General features: G+C 43.9%; 13 protein-coding genes. 3 read left to right on the forward strand and 10 right to left on the reverse strand.

The window, feature by feature from the left end:
• Nucleotides 1-67 precede the first annotated feature (67 nt).
• On the forward strand, nucleotides 68-1270 hold the full coding sequence (locus CLV59_RS16980) for a cytochrome-c peroxidase (RefSeq protein WP_211323917.1): 1203 nt from the start codon (nucleotides 68-70) through the stop codon (nucleotides 1268-1270).
• Nucleotides 1271-1365: 95 nt separating this feature from the next.
• Here the strand turns inward: CLV59_RS16980 and CLV59_RS16985 are convergent, their stop codons facing one another.
• Entirely contained in the window at nucleotides 1366-1800 is a 435-nt protein-coding gene (locus CLV59_RS16985; protein ID WP_111593250.1) for a hypothetical protein, read from the reverse strand.
• A gap of 413 nt (nucleotides 1801-2213) precedes the next feature.
• Between CLV59_RS16985 and CLV59_RS16995 the strand changes: the two genes are divergently transcribed.
• On the forward strand, nucleotides 2214-2966 hold the full coding sequence (locus CLV59_RS16995; protein WP_111593252.1) for an acyl-CoA desaturase: 753 nt from the start codon (nucleotides 2214-2216) through the stop codon (nucleotides 2964-2966).
• Nucleotides 2967-3059: 93 nt separating this feature from the next.
• On the opposite strand, the gene CLV59_RS17000 is transcribed toward CLV59_RS16995, so the two are convergent.
• The 3 genes from CLV59_RS17000 to CLV59_RS17010 form a co-directional block, all read right to left on the reverse strand.
• Nucleotides 3060-3521: a cold shock domain-containing protein gene (locus tag CLV59_RS17000; protein ID WP_111593253.1), complete on the reverse strand. Its 462-nt coding sequence runs from the start codon at nucleotides 3519-3521 to the stop codon at nucleotides 3060-3062.
• Nucleotides 3522-3771: 250 nt separating this feature from the next.
• On the reverse strand, nucleotides 3772-4047 hold the full coding sequence (locus CLV59_RS17005; protein ID WP_111593254.1) for an RNA recognition motif domain-containing protein: 276 nt from the start codon (nucleotides 4045-4047) through the stop codon (nucleotides 3772-3774).
• A gap of 701 nt (nucleotides 4048-4748) precedes the next feature.
• Nucleotides 4749-5057, reverse strand: a complete 309-nt coding sequence (locus CLV59_RS17010) for an RNA recognition motif domain-containing protein (protein WP_111593255.1) — start codon at nucleotides 5055-5057, stop codon at nucleotides 4749-4751.
• 439 nt (nucleotides 5058-5496) lie between these two features.
• Between CLV59_RS17010 and CLV59_RS17015 the strand changes: the two genes are divergently transcribed.
• The gene (locus CLV59_RS17015; protein ID WP_111593256.1) at nucleotides 5497-6072 is read left to right on the forward strand and encodes a hypothetical protein; all 576 of its coding nucleotides are present in this window, start codon (nucleotides 5497-5499) and stop codon (nucleotides 6070-6072) included.
• Between the two features lie 204 nt (nucleotides 6073-6276).
• Here the strand turns inward: CLV59_RS17015 and CLV59_RS17020 are convergent, their stop codons facing one another.
• The 6 genes from CLV59_RS17020 to CLV59_RS17045 are packed head-to-tail and all read right to left on the reverse strand — an operon-like array spanning nucleotide 6277 to nucleotide 15978.
• The gene (locus CLV59_RS17020; RefSeq protein ID WP_111593257.1) at nucleotides 6277-9561 is read right to left on the reverse strand and encodes a TonB-dependent receptor; all 3285 of its coding nucleotides are present in this window, start codon (nucleotides 9559-9561) and stop codon (nucleotides 6277-6279) included.
• Nucleotides 9562-9570: 9 nt separating this feature from the next.
• Entirely contained in the window at nucleotides 9571-10554 is a 984-nt protein-coding gene (locus CLV59_RS17025) for a fasciclin domain-containing protein (RefSeq protein ID WP_170137790.1), read from the reverse strand.
• 10 nt (nucleotides 10555-10564) lie between these two features.
• A complete protein-coding gene (locus tag CLV59_RS17030; protein ID WP_111593259.1) occupies nucleotides 10565-11776 on the reverse strand; it encodes a fasciclin domain-containing protein in 1212 nt (403 codons plus the stop codon).
• 33 nt (nucleotides 11777-11809) lie between these two features.
• Nucleotides 11810-12940, reverse strand: a complete 1131-nt coding sequence (locus tag CLV59_RS17035; protein WP_111593260.1) for a fasciclin domain-containing protein — start codon at nucleotides 12938-12940, stop codon at nucleotides 11810-11812.
• A gap of 38 nt (nucleotides 12941-12978) precedes the next feature.
• A complete protein-coding gene (locus CLV59_RS17040; RefSeq protein ID WP_111593261.1) occupies nucleotides 12979-14298 on the reverse strand; it encodes a hypothetical protein in 1320 nt (439 codons plus the stop codon).
• A gap of 12 nt (nucleotides 14299-14310) precedes the next feature.
• Nucleotides 14311-15978 (reverse strand): DUF4397 domain-containing protein, encoded by a 1668-nt coding sequence (locus CLV59_RS17045; RefSeq protein ID WP_146616222.1) that lies wholly within the window; start codon nucleotides 15976-15978, stop codon nucleotides 14311-14313.
• Nucleotides 15979-15988 lie beyond the last annotated feature (10 nt).

A 15988-nucleotide genomic window follows, 5' to 3' on the forward strand; every position in this document is an offset into this window, starting at 1 on the left:
AAAATTTTCTTTTCCTCCTGTAAGGGTAAAGGGGCATCTGAAGTGTACCATTATAAAGAACAGCACTATGAATCACAAGACACGCATGCTATTGGGTACATTGATGGCACCCACCATTTTCACCCTCTTTTCCTGTAGCAAGAAAGACACGCCGGCCCTTCCAAAAGAACAGCCAGGCACTTCCCCAGGCGGTAATGGCACAGGCTCTCCCGTGTTACCGCCCCAATTATTCGACTATGTTAATGCCATCAATAGTATGCCTTCGTATATCCGTGACTATGTGAACAGTGTTCCTTCGGTGGATAATACCCCGAAAGATAATCCTATCACCAATGCCGGAGCCACCCTGGGACGAGTCTTATTCTACGACAAGCAACTTTCCGTCAATAATACGATCGCTTGTGCATCCTGTCACCTGCAAAAAAATGCATTCTCCGATCCGGCGGCACTTTCAAAGGGCTTTGATGGTAAAACCACCCGTCGCAATTCTATGGCGCTGGTCAATGTGAGGTTTTTTGCAGACAAAGCCATGTTCTGGGATATGCGCGCCGGGAGTCTCGAAGCGCAAACATTAATGCCGATACAGGATCATATTGAAATGGGAATGCCTTCGCTCGCAGCGCTGGAGGCCAAACTGAAGCAAGTGGATTATTATGCACCGTTATTTAAAGCGGCTTTCGGCAATGAGGAAATTAACTCTGATAGAATATCAAGGGCTTTATCACAGTTTGTACGTTCTATTGTTTCCTTTAACTCCAGGTATGACCAGGGGTTGAAAAATAATTTTGCAAACTTCACACCACAGGAGAAAAGTGGATTATCCTTATTCCAGCATAAATTCTGTGCAGAGTGTCATAACGACCTGCAACATTCAGGATTCAATCAGTTCCCTACCATGCTGATAGTAGAGAATTCTGGCCGTAACACGGGCTTCGGCTCTAACAATGGACTGGAAGAGAATTATACAGACAAGGGTATTGGGGAGATCACCGGACTTCCACAGGACCAGGGCACCTTTAAAATACCGACTTTGAAGAATATCGCTTTGACGGCGCCTTACATGCATGATGGTAGGTTTGCTACACTGGAGGATGTCCTCAATCATTACTCCCACGGAATTAAACCAGGGCCGAATACGGGCACCCAGATCAAAAACGGTCCGATAAATTTAACGGATCAGGAGCAAAAAGATATTATTGCATTCCTGCATACGCTTACAGATCAGTCACTGGTTACAGATCCGAAATATGCAGATCCATTTGGAAAGTAGCAGGATGCTACAATAGGGATGTTTATCACTAAGCGATAGCATCAAAATAGAATAAAAACAGGATAGTAATTTCCTACTATCCCGTTTTTATTCCACTATTGTTCAAACCCTTCCTCCTGATTAATTACATTTTCCTCCAGGAAGCCGCTATCTCCTTTCAGGAAGGCCTCCACGCAAGTTAATGCAAATGGCGAATCCATACCATCCATTTGCGTAGCAAACTTTGGGTTGAGTACTTCCTTTTTCTTAAAAAATCCTTTCATTTCCATCTTTGGCCGCATATATCCAATACCGACACGCCCCCGCAAACAACCGGAAATACAAAGTGTTTCCTGTTCCCCCAAACTGTTTCGGCGGTTTATTTCAAAAAAATAAAATGGATTCTCGGGGCTATCACCGCTAGCCTCGATTTGGTCGTAAAGGTCTTCCCAATTGATTTCCTGATATAAGGCAAGCGCCTTTTCACTATTGCAACCAGCATGGGTAACAGGGTTACGTGAAAACGGAGATTGGACTTTAATATCGTACATAGATTAATTTTTCAAGAATACAATTAAATCTGGCTTCGTTCAGATTGTAGCCATACTGACAATATTAGACAATATTTTTGAGTGTTGTGAAAAGCCCGAGGACGGGTGATGACAGATAAAATAGAAACAGCCGGCAGTAGCAACCGCCGACCATTTCTTAGAAACCATTTGATGAATGCTAATTATCATCTAAAAAAAGAATATATCACATATAGTTATGTAACTCCACGTCCATCTATCTTCCCATCTGTCAAAGATGCAGATGCTGGAAGAAAATGGTTTACCATTTTCTTAACAATAAAAGAACTACATTTAGAGAAATACAATTCTCTCTAATCAGATAGCGCTTTATACTTTCATTTATCCTTCTAGCATATTTGAGATTTATTCCTCGCTTCTTTAAAATTTCAAATATGGTTATTTTCATTTTCTTTGCCGCCACCTGGTATTTGTCTTTATTTTCTCAAACATTTTTTCAACATCGCTATGCCGCACACGGTGCTTTTACAATGAGCAAAGGTTGGGAAAGATTCTTTTTCATATTTACATACATCACTCAAGGTTCCTCATATATGAGTCCGGCAACGTATGCAATAATGCACAGATTACACCATGCACATACAGATACAGAACTGGATCCGCATTCACCATCCAATAGTTCGAACATATTTTCTATGATGTGGGATACCAGAACGGTTTATCAACAGATACTCCATAATAGGATACCTGTAGAACCTCGGTACACCAAAAACCTTCCTGTATGGAAATCGTTTGACAAATTTGCCAATAGTGCTATATCCAGGCTGATGTGGGTTGTGGGGTATACACTTTTCTTTGTTGCTTTCGCAACCAGTCCATATCAGTATTTGTTGTTACCAATCGTTATTTCAATGGGAGCGTTTCATGGGGCAATTGTCAACTGGTTTGCGCATAAATATGGTTATATAAACTTCAGGTTAAGAAACACAGCAATGAATCTTTTATTTGTAGATGTTTTGATGCTTGGAGAATCTTATCACAATAACCATCATAAACATCCTTCTTCTATCAATTTTGGAAAGCGTTGGTTCGAAATAGATCCGGTATATTATATCATTAAAACGCTTTCTTTTATCAAGGTAATAACAATTGTTAATTTCCCTAAAAGGCAACCAGCCATTTCATAAAAGGCAAAAAATTTCCGGTAAAATAGTATTTATCAAAATACCATTTTACCGGAAATTTAAATCGGATAAGTTTACTTATTCCGATGTAGGATATTAATAATTTGGATGCCTTCCTTTTTTATCATCTTTCCTTACAGATGTTGCAAAAAAACCTTTTGCATTCTTATCCTGGATATATACTACTGTATCCCGCTCTTTCACAGATTCCAACAAATCATTTATATGGAAGAAAATACTCTGCTTTGATTTGTCATCCGTAATAAATCCAAATCCTTTGGCCTGGTTGAAAAAAGTAACTCTTCCTTTTCTCGTTACATCCTCTGTTTCTCTGGGTGTTGCACCAATCCGAATATCATTTGAGTCAATTTCAACCTTTCTGGATTCTTTTGGTGGTACTGGGCTGAGGTTACCATTTTCATCAACATATGCCAGCATATCCTCAAGGCCTTTACCTTTATTATTATTGATCTTCCGATCCTTGGCTCTTTGTGCTTTATCCTCTTTTGATTTAGCTTTCTTACTTCTGTTTTCTTTCTTCGAAGAAGTTTCCCCCATAAGTTCTGATTTTATTGACGTTCCATAAATGCATTTAAAATAGTATCCAGATAATAACTTTTGTGATATAAAAGGAGATAGCATTGAAATACGACGTATTCCAATGCATTAGTATTCCGATTTTATTAGCCATCAGCACTTATTCTTTTTTCAAAGAAGACGCATTGCTATTAAAAATGGACGGTATAATGTGATAATTCGATATCAGCTTAACAGCTTGTCATATCTACAAATAACTGGCACTGATTTCTCAGTATCTTGACCTGGAGGATCTATCTCTGTCTGTTCTGGGCTTAGCTTCATTGACTACAATTGCTTTTCTGTCAAAGAAGGAGTCATTCAGATTTCTGATAGCTTTTTCCGCTTGAGCATCATCCGGCATCTCAATGAAAGCAAACCCTCTGGAACGTCCAGTATAATTGTCATAAATCACTTTAATATTACGTACAATACCAAATGGAGAAAACAGGTCAGACAATTGTTGTTCATTTGTCTGGTCACTTAAATTACCAACAAAAATGTTCATAAAATTCAATTTTAGATGATTAGAAATATGGGCGGCTGTGAAAGCGAAAACTGAGGAAGAAGAGAGGTTACCCAGACTAAATCAGAAGAAGCAGAGGCAGATGCCTAATGTAATTCTATTGAAGGTATGCTATTAAATTGAATAGTGCAGAATTATTTTTTGCTATAAAAGGATGACTTTGATACTGGAAATACTTATTTATGTCACATGCATCCATACAGATATATTCCTGTCGCACGACGCGCTACAGTTCCTTTCTTCATTTCAGCATAATAATTTTCTTATTATTTCGTATAGTTATTGACGTTACAACAATGGTCATTATTGCTCTTTTGTGTGAGCTGAAAGGAGGGGAATTTGACGTGTCAATAATACCGTGAGAAAGCGGTAAACACCGTTAAACAACATCCAACTAACAGAAAAGAGGCGCGGTTTGTATTTACCATACCCTACCCTTTTTCCATTTTTTCCCGCTTTTTTGTTTTGCTATCCCTGCTGGCAGTTCTTGTCAACATATCCCATCTCGGGTTGTTCATTAAGGGTATAATTAGAAAATTAGGTGGGAAATTCGGCGTGGGTTACTGCTATACGGTACATAGAAAAGTAATAGCAAAGCTACAAACTACTGAACGTATTCTGCGGCTTTGCTCTTCTGCTCTCTTAACAGATATAAGTAATCGACGTTTTAGAACATCAAACTATTAGTATCTGGGTCTGAATCCAGGCCTTGGGCCGGATCTGGAGAAACGATTATTTTCTGGTCTTTCTGGTTTTGGACGAGCCTCATACACTACTATTGTCTGCCCAGCAACTACTGAATTATTCAATTCCTTAATTGCCTGTGCTGCGTTGGAATCGTCTGGCATTTCAACAAATGCAAAACCTTTAGAACGGCCACTGTACTTATCATAAGCCACATTAATACTATAAACAACTCCGTATGGGTCAAATAAAGACCAAATCTCATCTTCAGTTGTTTTGTCACTGATATTACCTACAAAAATATTCACAAATATAATTTTAATTAAAATGTATACTACTGAAAAACAAGGACTTAGAACAAAAAAAGCCAAAAGTAAATCAATAGAAGCCAAATGCAACCTTGCTAAAGGTAGGCTAATAAATTGGGTATTACAGGAATAATTTATGTGGGACGGAATAAAAACACCCTCAACACATGAAAGATCTGCATTCTTATAAGCAATTTGCCTTCCTTTACAAAGTCGATCTGATACCGCTAATCTAGTTGCGACTTCCTTGTCTCAATGACTGACAATGCTCATAAGTACTTATTTATTAAGTCTCTTAATTTAGGATCGTCAGGGCGCGGAGCGTCATCATCAATTATTTTCCCATCATTTCGAATGCCTATCTTTAGAAAATTGGTTCATTTAAATCCCTTGCTATTTTTATTGGACTTCCATCCAAGTCTTGGAAAAAAAGATATCTATGAATAAAGAAACTCTCCTTAATGCTTTTCCCAAAACATTACAAAGTGATGTTATGGCTGTTCTGGAGATATTGCCATTAAACTCCGTCTATCCTATTGACGATTGTAATATGGTTTCAGATCCAATACAGGCAATCAGATTGGATGAAGAAGAGTTGTTCATTCCATACCGGGTTTACTTTGACGAACCAGCTTCAATGATTGTAGCAAGACTTACTGGGATTCAAAAGACAATATTAAATTGTATTTATCTCCGACATTATGATGGTTTCGTAAGGCAAAAACATTTGGAAGCATTGGGTGAAAGAAATGAATACTGGACAGTGCCTTATTTATTACAACTCCTGGGGGAATATGTTTTTGAAATTCTGGAGGTATTGGATAAAGTTATAACTGAGAAAAATATTAAAAACTTCAGTCGATTAACGAAAGAGAATCCCAAATTTTGGCAACGAACAGAAGATAGAATGGTCAGCTATTGGGATGTCTATTATCGATGGGGAAGGTTCCACAAACTGCAGGATTACCTTGGGATGCAAATTGCAGACAGGATCAGGAATGCAGGTGTTCTGTAATAAGAAAGGTATAGTTTCTATAATTCGCGAAATAAGGATTGTCAGATACCTTCTTTTCCCAAGACTAAAACAATAAGTCTCAATCCTTGTCGAGTCTTCTAAGAAAATGGAGGCATGCTGTGTGCCTTTCAATAACTTATCTCCAACAAAATGGAACGCTGGTGGCATCCCATTTTGTTGGAGATAATCTCAGATATTTATTTACTAGAAAGAATAGCGTACTCCCAACTGCCCCTGTACCCTGGAGTTCAGGTAGTCGATAGCATAAGGATTACCCGGATTAATAAACGTATATACTGGGTAATTACCATCATTCTGTTTTACAGGGAATAAGGTAGGCGCCAGGCCTACGCTGGCAGTAGAGTTAAAGGTATTTGGTGAGAAATACACCCTGCCCCAGCTGCTGTTGACGAGGTTGGTCAGGTTCATGATATCAATGGTAAGCGTAATGAACCTGGTGCTCTTAGAGAAATAAAACTCCTGTGCAAAATGCAGATCGGCTGTAGTATTCCAGGGCGTTCGGCCAGCATTGCGCTCTGTAAAGGCGCCTCGCCGACCGCTCAGGTATTTGTTCCCGTCGATATAGGCATTGAAGTCCGCAGCTTGTTGAGCGGCAGTAACGACAGTGCCGGTGGCGGTTGTATAATCCTGGAAGAAACGTATCGCCTCACTTTCCCTTGGAATATACGCCACGCTCACCTGCTGCGGCAAGCCCTGCATACTGTTGTTCACGATACCATAGGTAAAGGGACTGCCAGACTGTGCACTTACCAGCAGATTGATACGGCTTGTCCAACGGTCGTTCCAGGCACGCTGGTAGCCAACGTTTACGAGTATACGATGACGGATATCAAAGTTAGACCATGCCAGTCCTGCGTTATTTGGACTCAGCGCCTGATTCAGCTGCCAGTTGCTTTCCATGGAATTACGGATACCATTGAATGCATCTTTGGAGCCTCCATAGGTATAGGCAACAGAGGCATTGAAGCCACCGTTAAAGCGGCGACTCACCGTACCAGTCAGTGAATAACGATACCCAAGATTTGTATTACTCAATTCATAAGCATTGGAAAAGCGGGGGTCCACACTGCCGCTATATACCGGGAACTGATGCGAAGAATCAAAGCCATAATAACGTGGGTTGTCTTTTATATTTACCTGCTGGAAATAAACGTCATGGATCGTTTTGGTATACAACCCTTCTATCCCGAATTTATAACCACTGGCTGAAGTATAATCCAGGGCCAGATTTACCCTCAACACTTTCGGCATCACGAAATGATTATCCACTACATCCACCTGCGTTTTGCCAGCTTTGGCGCTGTTTACATCTGTTCCGTTGGCAGCAATGAAATCAGCGATACCATTCTTGCCGGGCTTCACAGGATCTGTTCCAGCAGCGAACGGCTGCTGATCTGCCTTCTGATCATAAGCTCCATAGTTAATGCCGGTATTATAGAAGGCATAGCCCAGCCAGGCCAGCGGGATACGGCCAGTGAATAATCCAGCGCCACCACGCAACACCAGCTGCCCATCTTTGGTCATCTCATACCTGAAACCAATCCTTGGCGATAACTGCACCTTGTCCAGGTAATGATTACTGATCTGGTTCAACGGCGTATAGGTGTAACTGTTACCAAAGTACGAATCTGTATAGGCTGTTTTCACCGCATCACTCAGCGGCTGCGTACGTGGCAGGAAGGAATAGTCTGCACGTAGACCCGGTGTAATACGAAACCTGTCCGTCACCCTGATCTCATCCTGAAAATACGCACTGAGCATATTTACATCAAACACCGCTTCGGGGTGTGCCAGGATATAATCCCTGGAGTTATTGTTGTAGTTATAGCTGCCTCTTACCCTGTAAGGATTATTCTTCAGATAATCATCTATACTTAAATAATCTACCCTACCATTCCATGAATTGACAAAGCCATAACTTACATGGTACATTTCATTATGTGTACCCAGCAGCAGGGTATGTTTACCTCGGTGCCAGGTAAGGTTATCGGTGATTTCCCAGGTGCGCTGCTTCATATTAAAAATAGCCGCTTCTCTGTCGGTGCCCAGGTAGATGGTGGTTCCCGGCGTGCGTCCCATGATCTGAATCTGTGGCAAAGCCGGGTCTGACAAAGGATCACGATAGTCGTGAATAGTCGTATATCCGACGATCAGGCTATTGGAGAAATTCCCTTTTAAGGAAGATTTGAGTTCCGCAACGGTGGCACTGGTATTATTAGTTTGCTGATAGGCCATGGAGCTGAATCGGAAATCCATCTGGTCACGGTCCATATTCACGGCGCGGGAAAGGATAGTATTATTTCGTATAGCCAGCTGGTTGTTGGCATTGATATTCCAGTCGAGGCGGTTGAAATACTTCTCCGATCTCGAATAACTGGTGTATGCGCCGGCTGTACCCGGATCAAAGATATTGCCGTAATGGTTCATCGTATAGTCACGGATATCGTTGGCATCCTTGGCACTGAGTATCTGTGATGTTTCTGTTTGTCCGGCCATGAGCTGCACCGGGTCCTGTCTGCGGGTGATTTCTTCATTGGTAAAGAAGAACAGTTTATTTTTAATAATTGGGAATCCCAGTCGCACCCCTACCTGATAATCATAAAAATCACTGTTCATCTTCCCCAGGGAACCTATTTTATCTTTTCCTGTGATGGCTGCATTGCGGCCGAAAACATAAGCAGAACCAGTTACAGCATTGGTGCCACTACGCGTTACCGCATTGATGCTGCCGCCTGTGAAGTTACCGATCTTCACATCGAAGGGCGCCAGGTATACCTGCATATCTTCAATGGCGTCCAGTGAAATGGTATTGGTGCGGGTACTTGACCCCGGAGCGCCGGAAGTGCCGGTAATGCCACCTGCGGAAGGACTGAAGCCTATCGCATCGTTATTTACCGCACCATCAATGGTGATGTTGTTGTACCGGAAATTCGTACCTGCGAAAGCGTTATCCTTTGAGCCCTGTGGCACCAGCCGGGTCATGTCCTGCAAACTACGGCTGACGCTGGGCAGACTACTGATCTGCGAACGTGTGATGTTTTGTCCGGCGCCATAGGTATTCGCTCTATTCTTTGTATTGGCAGAAGTTATCACCACCTCGTTCAGTTGTTTTTGTTCTTCTGTTAAGAAGAAATTCAGCTGCTCTGGCTCTCCCAGGCGAACAGTTACCTGTTCCTGGCGAATGGTTTTTCTGCCTACCATAGTAACAGTAATGGTATACGGGCCGCCTATACGAAGTCCGGGTAAATAAAAACTTCCCAGCTTATCCGTGCGCGTACTGTATACCGTACCTGAAGGCTGGTGTTTTGCGATCACCGTAGCATCAGCCAGCGCAAGGCCGGTGCTGTCAGTCACCTTACCGATAAGACTCCCATCCGTTTGCTGTGCAGTGGCGATAGTGAGGCTGCATAGAAAAACGACCAGCGTAATTAATAGCGCGTTTAATCTTTTATATATCAGTGAAAACATAATAATCGTTTATTGATTTAAAAGCCAGGAAATGCTGTGTACTACGCCATTACCTGCCAGTATATTTTTTCGGGAGATGCTTACACCTGCTCCTGAAGCGGCTTGCAGGGTGATACCGGAAAAGCGCCCCTGGCGCACTGGATCAGCCACGAGCGTAATAGTAGAAATAGCGCCACTGAGCATATGCTCCTGGTAAGTATTGGCGGTTACATCTGCTTTCAGGATATAATCATAAATAAAATTCATTCCTGCGGCAATATGTGCTTTCACGATTTTTTGCAGTGTTGCTGCATCCATTTTGTAGATACTATCTACCGTCATAATGCCGATAGCGTTGAAGGCGGTGTTCACCGGAGCAAACACCGTATAGGGGCCGCCGTTATTATAGTCTGCCGCAAGTCCGCTTTTAATGATGGCAGCATTGAACATAGACAAAGCAGGGTCTCCTGAAACTGCCTGCTGCACATCGTTATAAACGATGGGGGTCAGTATGCCATCGGTAATATTTACCAGGCCGTTCGCCGCAGGTTTATCCAGTGTACTCACTCTAACACCATTTACAACAACTGCCGTATCGCGACTATTCACCCAATGTGTTACATACAATGGCTGGCCATTTCCTGCTATGAGCGGCTGATTGAAGGCCAGTGGCAAAGAATCTAGTTTAATAGCTGCACGTATAAAATTGTAAGGCATCATGGACTGCAATGAATCTGTAGCGTGGATGACAGCAGCGCCGGACGGCCAGCCAGCAGCCGTGAACGCATCATTGGACGGGCCCAATAAGGTATAGGGACCAGGCTTACTCAAAGTATCATTGTAGTGTGTTGCTACCAGTGCATATTTGCAAAGCGACAAACTAAAATTACTGTTCACCACCGCAGCAATACCAGTTTTAGCATATATGTTTTCAGGCTGTACTTTATCTTTAGTGCAGGCCGAAAACAGCATCACGCCCATGGTCAGCCGTGTAATAATTTTCTTAAGTTCCATCATAACTTGTTTACGGAGTAGGCAATAAAAGATTGTCAACACGATGTATTACGCCAGTAAGTGTAGTAATATCAGACGGCGCTATGATGGCCGCACCGCGGCCCTGCGGATAGTCCTGACGATGCAATACCGCCTGTCCGTTAATATTGGTCACAAACACTGCTCCCGGTTGCGGCGCATTGCTTAAATTTACCGAATACAAACCCAGTCTGAAATCTGTACTATAGAGATAGGTGAGCGCCGGATTCACCGTATTATAATTACTCAGCAGCTGATGGTTAACAAGGATAGAATCCATGTTCGTACGCATCTGCGTGTAGTTGGGTGCTGATGCCAATGCAGACTTATCTATATAACTATTTATATCTGCAATAGCATTAAAACCTGCTTTTCTGAATGCATTATTATCTGGTGCAAAGGTGATGGCGAAGGGTTCTTTCCCTGGTTGATCCGACCCTACGGTCAGTACCAAAGTAGCCGTATCGTTGAACTGACCGATAATTCCTTTGGCAACATACAAGGCGTTGCTCTTCTTTAAAGCTGCCATATAGAAGCTGAAAGCGGTATCATAGCGAAGTACCTGGTAACTTTCATAATAGGGCTTATTTACCATGCTGTCGAGCAAATAAAGTGTGCCGTTGGTAGCGGAAATACCCGCCTGTTTACTCACGGCCTTGCCATTCAGTCTTAATACGCCATCTGTCATTCCCACAATAATCCGATAGTAGTAATACATGGTAGTCCAACTCAGGAACGGAGATGGTACCTGCGAACGCGTGATTGTTCTGTCGCGGTAGGTGATCGGGTAATAGTTCGTTTCCCCAAAGAGATTGGCTGTATTTGCCGGTATCCCGCCAGGTATGGTCAGGTACCGGATCATGGTATCCAGCGTGGCTACAGGTACGGCGCCGATATTATCGGCTGTAAACCCTGCATCCTGCCAGGCCTTATTGGTAGGTACAAACATTGTATAAGGTCCGCTGGGGTTCTTTCCAGCCAGACTATCCATATAACGTCGAATGCTGGTGCGTTTGATAGCGGCGCTGAAAATAGAAGCTTCCGGGATGGAATCCACCAGCTGCGCCAAACTTTTGTTGACCGTGCTGTCAAAAGGCAACTTGCCTCCTATTGGTTTCGGAGGTTCTTCTGTTTTTGTGCAGGCACTGATAAAAACCAGTAGCAGGCAAAAACTTAGTATAAAAAAGTTGTTATTTTTTTTCATAAAGAGAGATGCTTGTGTAATAACATAATCGTCTTACTTAACTACTTTATCCGGCATTACCAGTATATCTGACAGGAGATGTACCACACCGTTTGAGCAGGTATAATTAATGTAGGCGCCTTTCAGGTTTACCAGCGACAAGCCTGTCTGTACTTCGCCAAGGAACGGCGTTCCCTGGTTGCCATAGGGCTGGTTCCAGTAAGGGCCTACTGGCACCAGCGTGGTTGTCTGCGCTGAAGCGGCTGTTACTACGCCTACTCCCATACCAAAAGGCTGCTGCCCCATCACCAGTTTATAATTTATTGCCTGCAGCTGGAATGCCAGGAAGTTAATGCCTGAAGGCGGTGGCAGCTGCAATATGTCTAATACAAAGAGGTGATTGGGCGTGAGGAAATACCCACCAAAAACAACCGGATCATAGCGGTTCAGGTCCATACGGCTGATGCTGTCCAGTGTGATACCTCGGCGTTCAAAGCTGGAGTCCATCGGGGCATAAACCGTATAGGGGCCGTCAGCGCCCAGCTTATCCCAGTAACCAAATTTTTTCAATCCGGCCACCAGGTGTGACAAGGTAGGTCTCGCGGCTAGAAATTGCTGTACTGTAACAGGTAAAACCTTCAGGGTGGTCTGCAAAGGATAAACAACACCATTCAGGAGCGAGGCACCGAAAGTGGCCGCTACGGAAGTACTCAGTGATGGCTGGCTCTGTACACTCACCCCGTTAACAGCCAAACTGGCATTGTAGGCATTTGAGCGGGAAACGTATAGCCGTATGCCGTTCAGGTTAGTATACCTGTTGTCTGACGACAACGGAATATCACTATAAAACACCCTTGCCGGCAGTATATGCGTTCTCACAAAATACTGCAAGCTGTCTGCAGGCCACTTGTCAAAATCTGCGGCACTTAATATCCCATCTTTATTAAGGGCGGTATTGGTGGGCGCCATTACGGTAAAAGCGCTGCTGCCTTTATCCAGACTATCACTGAAACCTGCTTTATTTACAGCTGCTGCAAACAGGGAGAAGTCGAAATTATTTTTCAGGTAGTCGGTGATAGTACCTGCAGCCATTGCCTGCTGTTCCGCCTCAAAGTCAGGCTTTTTGCAGGAAACAACCATCAGCACGGCCATCAGTAACCAACCACAATATGTAAGTTTCTTCATTCGTATTTAATTGAAATATGCAACCATTAACAATGATATCATTTAGCGGGTGGGGCGTATGTGCGTTGAACGCTCATCATATACACCTGGTTATTGATGATCTCTATGGTACTGATCGTAGCAAAGGAGCGCTGGGCGTAGGTACCAGAGGCCGTATAGCGGATAAGGTTAGGCAGCCAGCAGCTCACCACGTAATCCCTGTTGGAGATCCTAGGAATACTTTTCCTGGCTGCGGTAGAAGTAGTGCCTTTTCCGTCATCGCTGCCATTGCTGCAACCGATAGCGCCGTATTTAGGCGATGCAGTGGCCATACCAGATGTCGCTATAACGGGCAGCACACCAGGCACAGGAAACAATCCTGGCTTCATAAATATGAATGATTCCCATTGTCTGCTAAGAATACCATGCGTGGTATCCGGCGCAGCAAACATAGGCACCGCATAGTACGGCATCACACCTGCATTATGGGAGCGTATCACTGTCCCCAGCCAGATATTATTGAAACCCGGAATGACAGTTGTACCAATCGGTGATCCCTCCACATATGGATAAGAGCAATCATCTTTATAAAGCGTATAGTAGAGATTCATCGTATCTCCAAAGGCCGTGCATTTGTTGTTGGCATTGTAATAAGAGATAGCAGTTCTGGAACCGGGATTGGCGGCCGCATATCCTTCTGCACTCAGGTTGTAAAAATTAGCATACAACAGCGTATCAGCAAAAGGCATTTTTGTAAACTGTTCCTGACGAAGGTATAAGGTTACCGGCAGCGGATATTGCTGGGAAACGGTCTTCTGCAATATTTCCATGGTATATATCTCACCAGGTTTAAAATCTACGGTGCTATCTACCAGCAGACTTTGACGTTCTCTTTCCTGGAGGTCAAAAAAGTTCATGGCACTGATAGGGCGACTATAAAAAAGTACCCTGTGCTTCCCTGATGGCACCTGCGCCCAGCTGGAAAGATTGATGCCATTGATGACAGGGCCTACCAATACTTTTTCTGAGCCCGGATATTCGGTATTACGGAAAGAGGTATTACCGGCATTAGCGGGATACGGCCCTGCATAAGCGCTACGCTGATCGAGGCGGTCGCCCACGATCTTCCCTCCTGTTACCACACCGGCAGCGCTGAACTCGGGGTCGATAATCATCGTTACAAAGGGCGGTGGCTGGTCTTTTGTGGTAACGTTTACATCATAGTTTAAACTATTAAACACACGTAGGTAAGCCGCATCAGGAATAATGTTATATTCTGTTTTACGGCAACCCGCCACTGTCAGCAGCAAGCAACAGTATGCCAACAGGCTGTGCCAACGCTTACGGCTATACGACATAGTATTATTAAAATGCGTCATGGTCGCTTTCTTTTACTGGTTATGTTTTACTACTATCATCCTGGGGTGCTGGCTACCACTGTTTCTGCCTATCAGGGCCACGGTATATACACCGGATTCTGCGCCGGCATTGCCATTCAGGAAATACATGGCTGGCATCTTCACAAAATCCATTTTTGTAAGCGCGGGTACATCTATCAACCTGTTACCCGGCAATACGCCCGGTAGCGACTGATACGCCTCTACGGCGCCTCCTGTTACCACGCCCAGATCGATATAAGGGTAAGGGACCGCAACAGGCGAAGGAGCCAGCCCTGGCTGCAGCTGCTGTGCCGCCGGCGCGGCAGAAAAAATCCCTTCCCTGAACAGTGTACCATTCGTGTTGGTGAAGGTGACGTAGGGCAGGTCAGGACAGAAATTGAGGAAGCGCGTTTGTACCAGCACCTTATATTTCAGCGGATCATAGCTATTATTGGCGCCATCACCGCCATCGGCATTGGTACCTGTATTGCGTATTCCCCCCATATTATTTGGTATAACAGTCATGCCTATACTATTATCCTTATTGGGATATGCCCATAGGGTGAGGTTATCTCCTCCCCTCAGGGTGACATCTTTTTCAATAATCGTTTTGCCAGCGGCATCTGTTGCTTTGATATGATGGGCGCCTGCTACCAGTATCGTATAGTCGCCGGCGTTACCATAGGTAACTGCTGGCAGCGATGTACCATCTACCTGTATCGTCAGTCCTTTCTCTGATTCATCGAAAGCATTCACCAGCTGTAACCGGCCATAGGTAATATTTACAGCAGGATCTACATCAGTAACAACGGCAAAACAGTTAGGATACAGCGGGTACTCCTTATATTGATAAACGCCTGGCATCTGCGCTACTACAATCGTATATACGCCACCGGGTTGAAAGGTTTGCAGGGATGAATAATAGACCTGTGTCCCTCCCAGGGAGAAATTCTCCAGTGTGGCAGCATCGGTCAGCAATGCGGGCCTGCCAGGAATTTGCAGCCCTGAACCATCTATCAGTACTTTAAACTGGTAGGTACCGTAAGGAATTTCTATATAGTCGGACCAGCGGTGATTGGCGATACCGGAGGTGGCAGCGCTTACCGGTGTTCCGTTTGCGTAAGCCAGCGACAAAGTGCCGCTACCATTGCCGGAAGCCATTCCTATATTTACCAGGCGGATACGTATATGCCTGGGATCCGCTGGTATGGCAGTAGAGCGAGGTACGGCAGAAACTGTGTAGATCCCACCTGTATGTGCCACCGCGCTGGTAGCCAGGTAATAATCGGAGGGCTTGTAATAATCTTCCTGTACCTGGAAGGAATCAGTGATAAAATTGGGTGCGAGACCGGATTGTATCGTTGCCTGCCCTTTGCTGTCAAGGAATTGCTGCGGCAGATACCAGCTGCCACTAAACTTTCCACTTGCAGGAAAATAAGGCGTAGGGTATGGAAGATCTACAGGATTTGCTGCCGTTGGTACATACCAGTTAGTAACACGCTTGTTGTTTACAATAAGGTCTGTTTTATTGAACGTAATCAGCCTGACCGTAGATTTAGCCATATTGCTGTAGTCTGGCTCATTCCCCGGCCTGACATCCGTTTTGTTCTTATTGCAGGCCACTCCCAGCAACAGCATCCCCGCCATCACCCCATGAAAAATATATTTTGTAGTAGTCATACTCATATTC

This window comes from Chitinophaga dinghuensis (genome assembly GCF_003259435.1).
In the GTDB taxonomy this organism is placed as follows: domain Bacteria; phylum Bacteroidota; class Bacteroidia; order Chitinophagales; family Chitinophagaceae; genus Chitinophaga; species Chitinophaga dinghuensis.

Excerpts from the sequence above, each read along its gene's own strand:
- CLV59_RS16980 (WP_211323917.1), top strand. The coding sequence starts at position 68 with ATGAATCACAAGACACGCATGCTATTGGGTACATTGATGGCACCCACC.
- CLV59_RS16985 (WP_111593250.1), bottom strand. The coding sequence starts at position 1,800 with ATGTACGATATTAAAGTCCAATCTCCGTTTTCACGTAACCCTGTTACC.
- CLV59_RS16995 (WP_111593252.1), top strand. The coding sequence starts at position 2,214 with ATGGTTATTTTCATTTTCTTTGCCGCCACCTGGTATTTGTCTTTATTT.
- CLV59_RS17000 (WP_111593253.1), bottom strand. The coding sequence starts at position 3,521 with ATGGGGGAAACTTCTTCGAAGAAAGAAAACAGAAGTAAGAAAGCTAAA.
- CLV59_RS17005 (WP_111593254.1), bottom strand. The coding sequence starts at position 4,047 with ATGAACATTTTTGTTGGTAATTTAAGTGACCAGACAAATGAACAACAA.
- CLV59_RS17015 (WP_111593256.1), top strand. The coding sequence starts at position 5,497 with ATGAATAAAGAAACTCTCCTTAATGCTTTTCCCAAAACATTACAAAGT.
- CLV59_RS17020 (WP_111593257.1), bottom strand. The coding sequence starts at position 9,561 with ATGTTTTCACTGATATATAAAAGATTAAACGCGCTATTAATTACGCTG.
- CLV59_RS17025 (WP_170137790.1), bottom strand. The coding sequence starts at position 10,554 with ATGGAACTTAAGAAAATTATTACACGGCTGACCATGGGCGTGATGCTG.
- CLV59_RS17030 (WP_111593259.1), bottom strand. The coding sequence starts at position 11,776 with ATGAAAAAAAATAACAACTTTTTTATACTAAGTTTTTGCCTGCTACTG.
- CLV59_RS17035 (WP_111593260.1), bottom strand. The coding sequence starts at position 12,940 with ATGAAGAAACTTACATATTGTGGTTGGTTACTGATGGCCGTGCTGATG.
- CLV59_RS17040 (WP_111593261.1), bottom strand. The coding sequence starts at position 14,298 with ATGACGCATTTTAATAATACTATGTCGTATAGCCGTAAGCGTTGGCAC.
- CLV59_RS17045 (WP_146616222.1), bottom strand. The coding sequence starts at position 15,978 with ATGACTACTACAAAATATATTTTTCATGGGGTGATGGCGGGGATGCTG.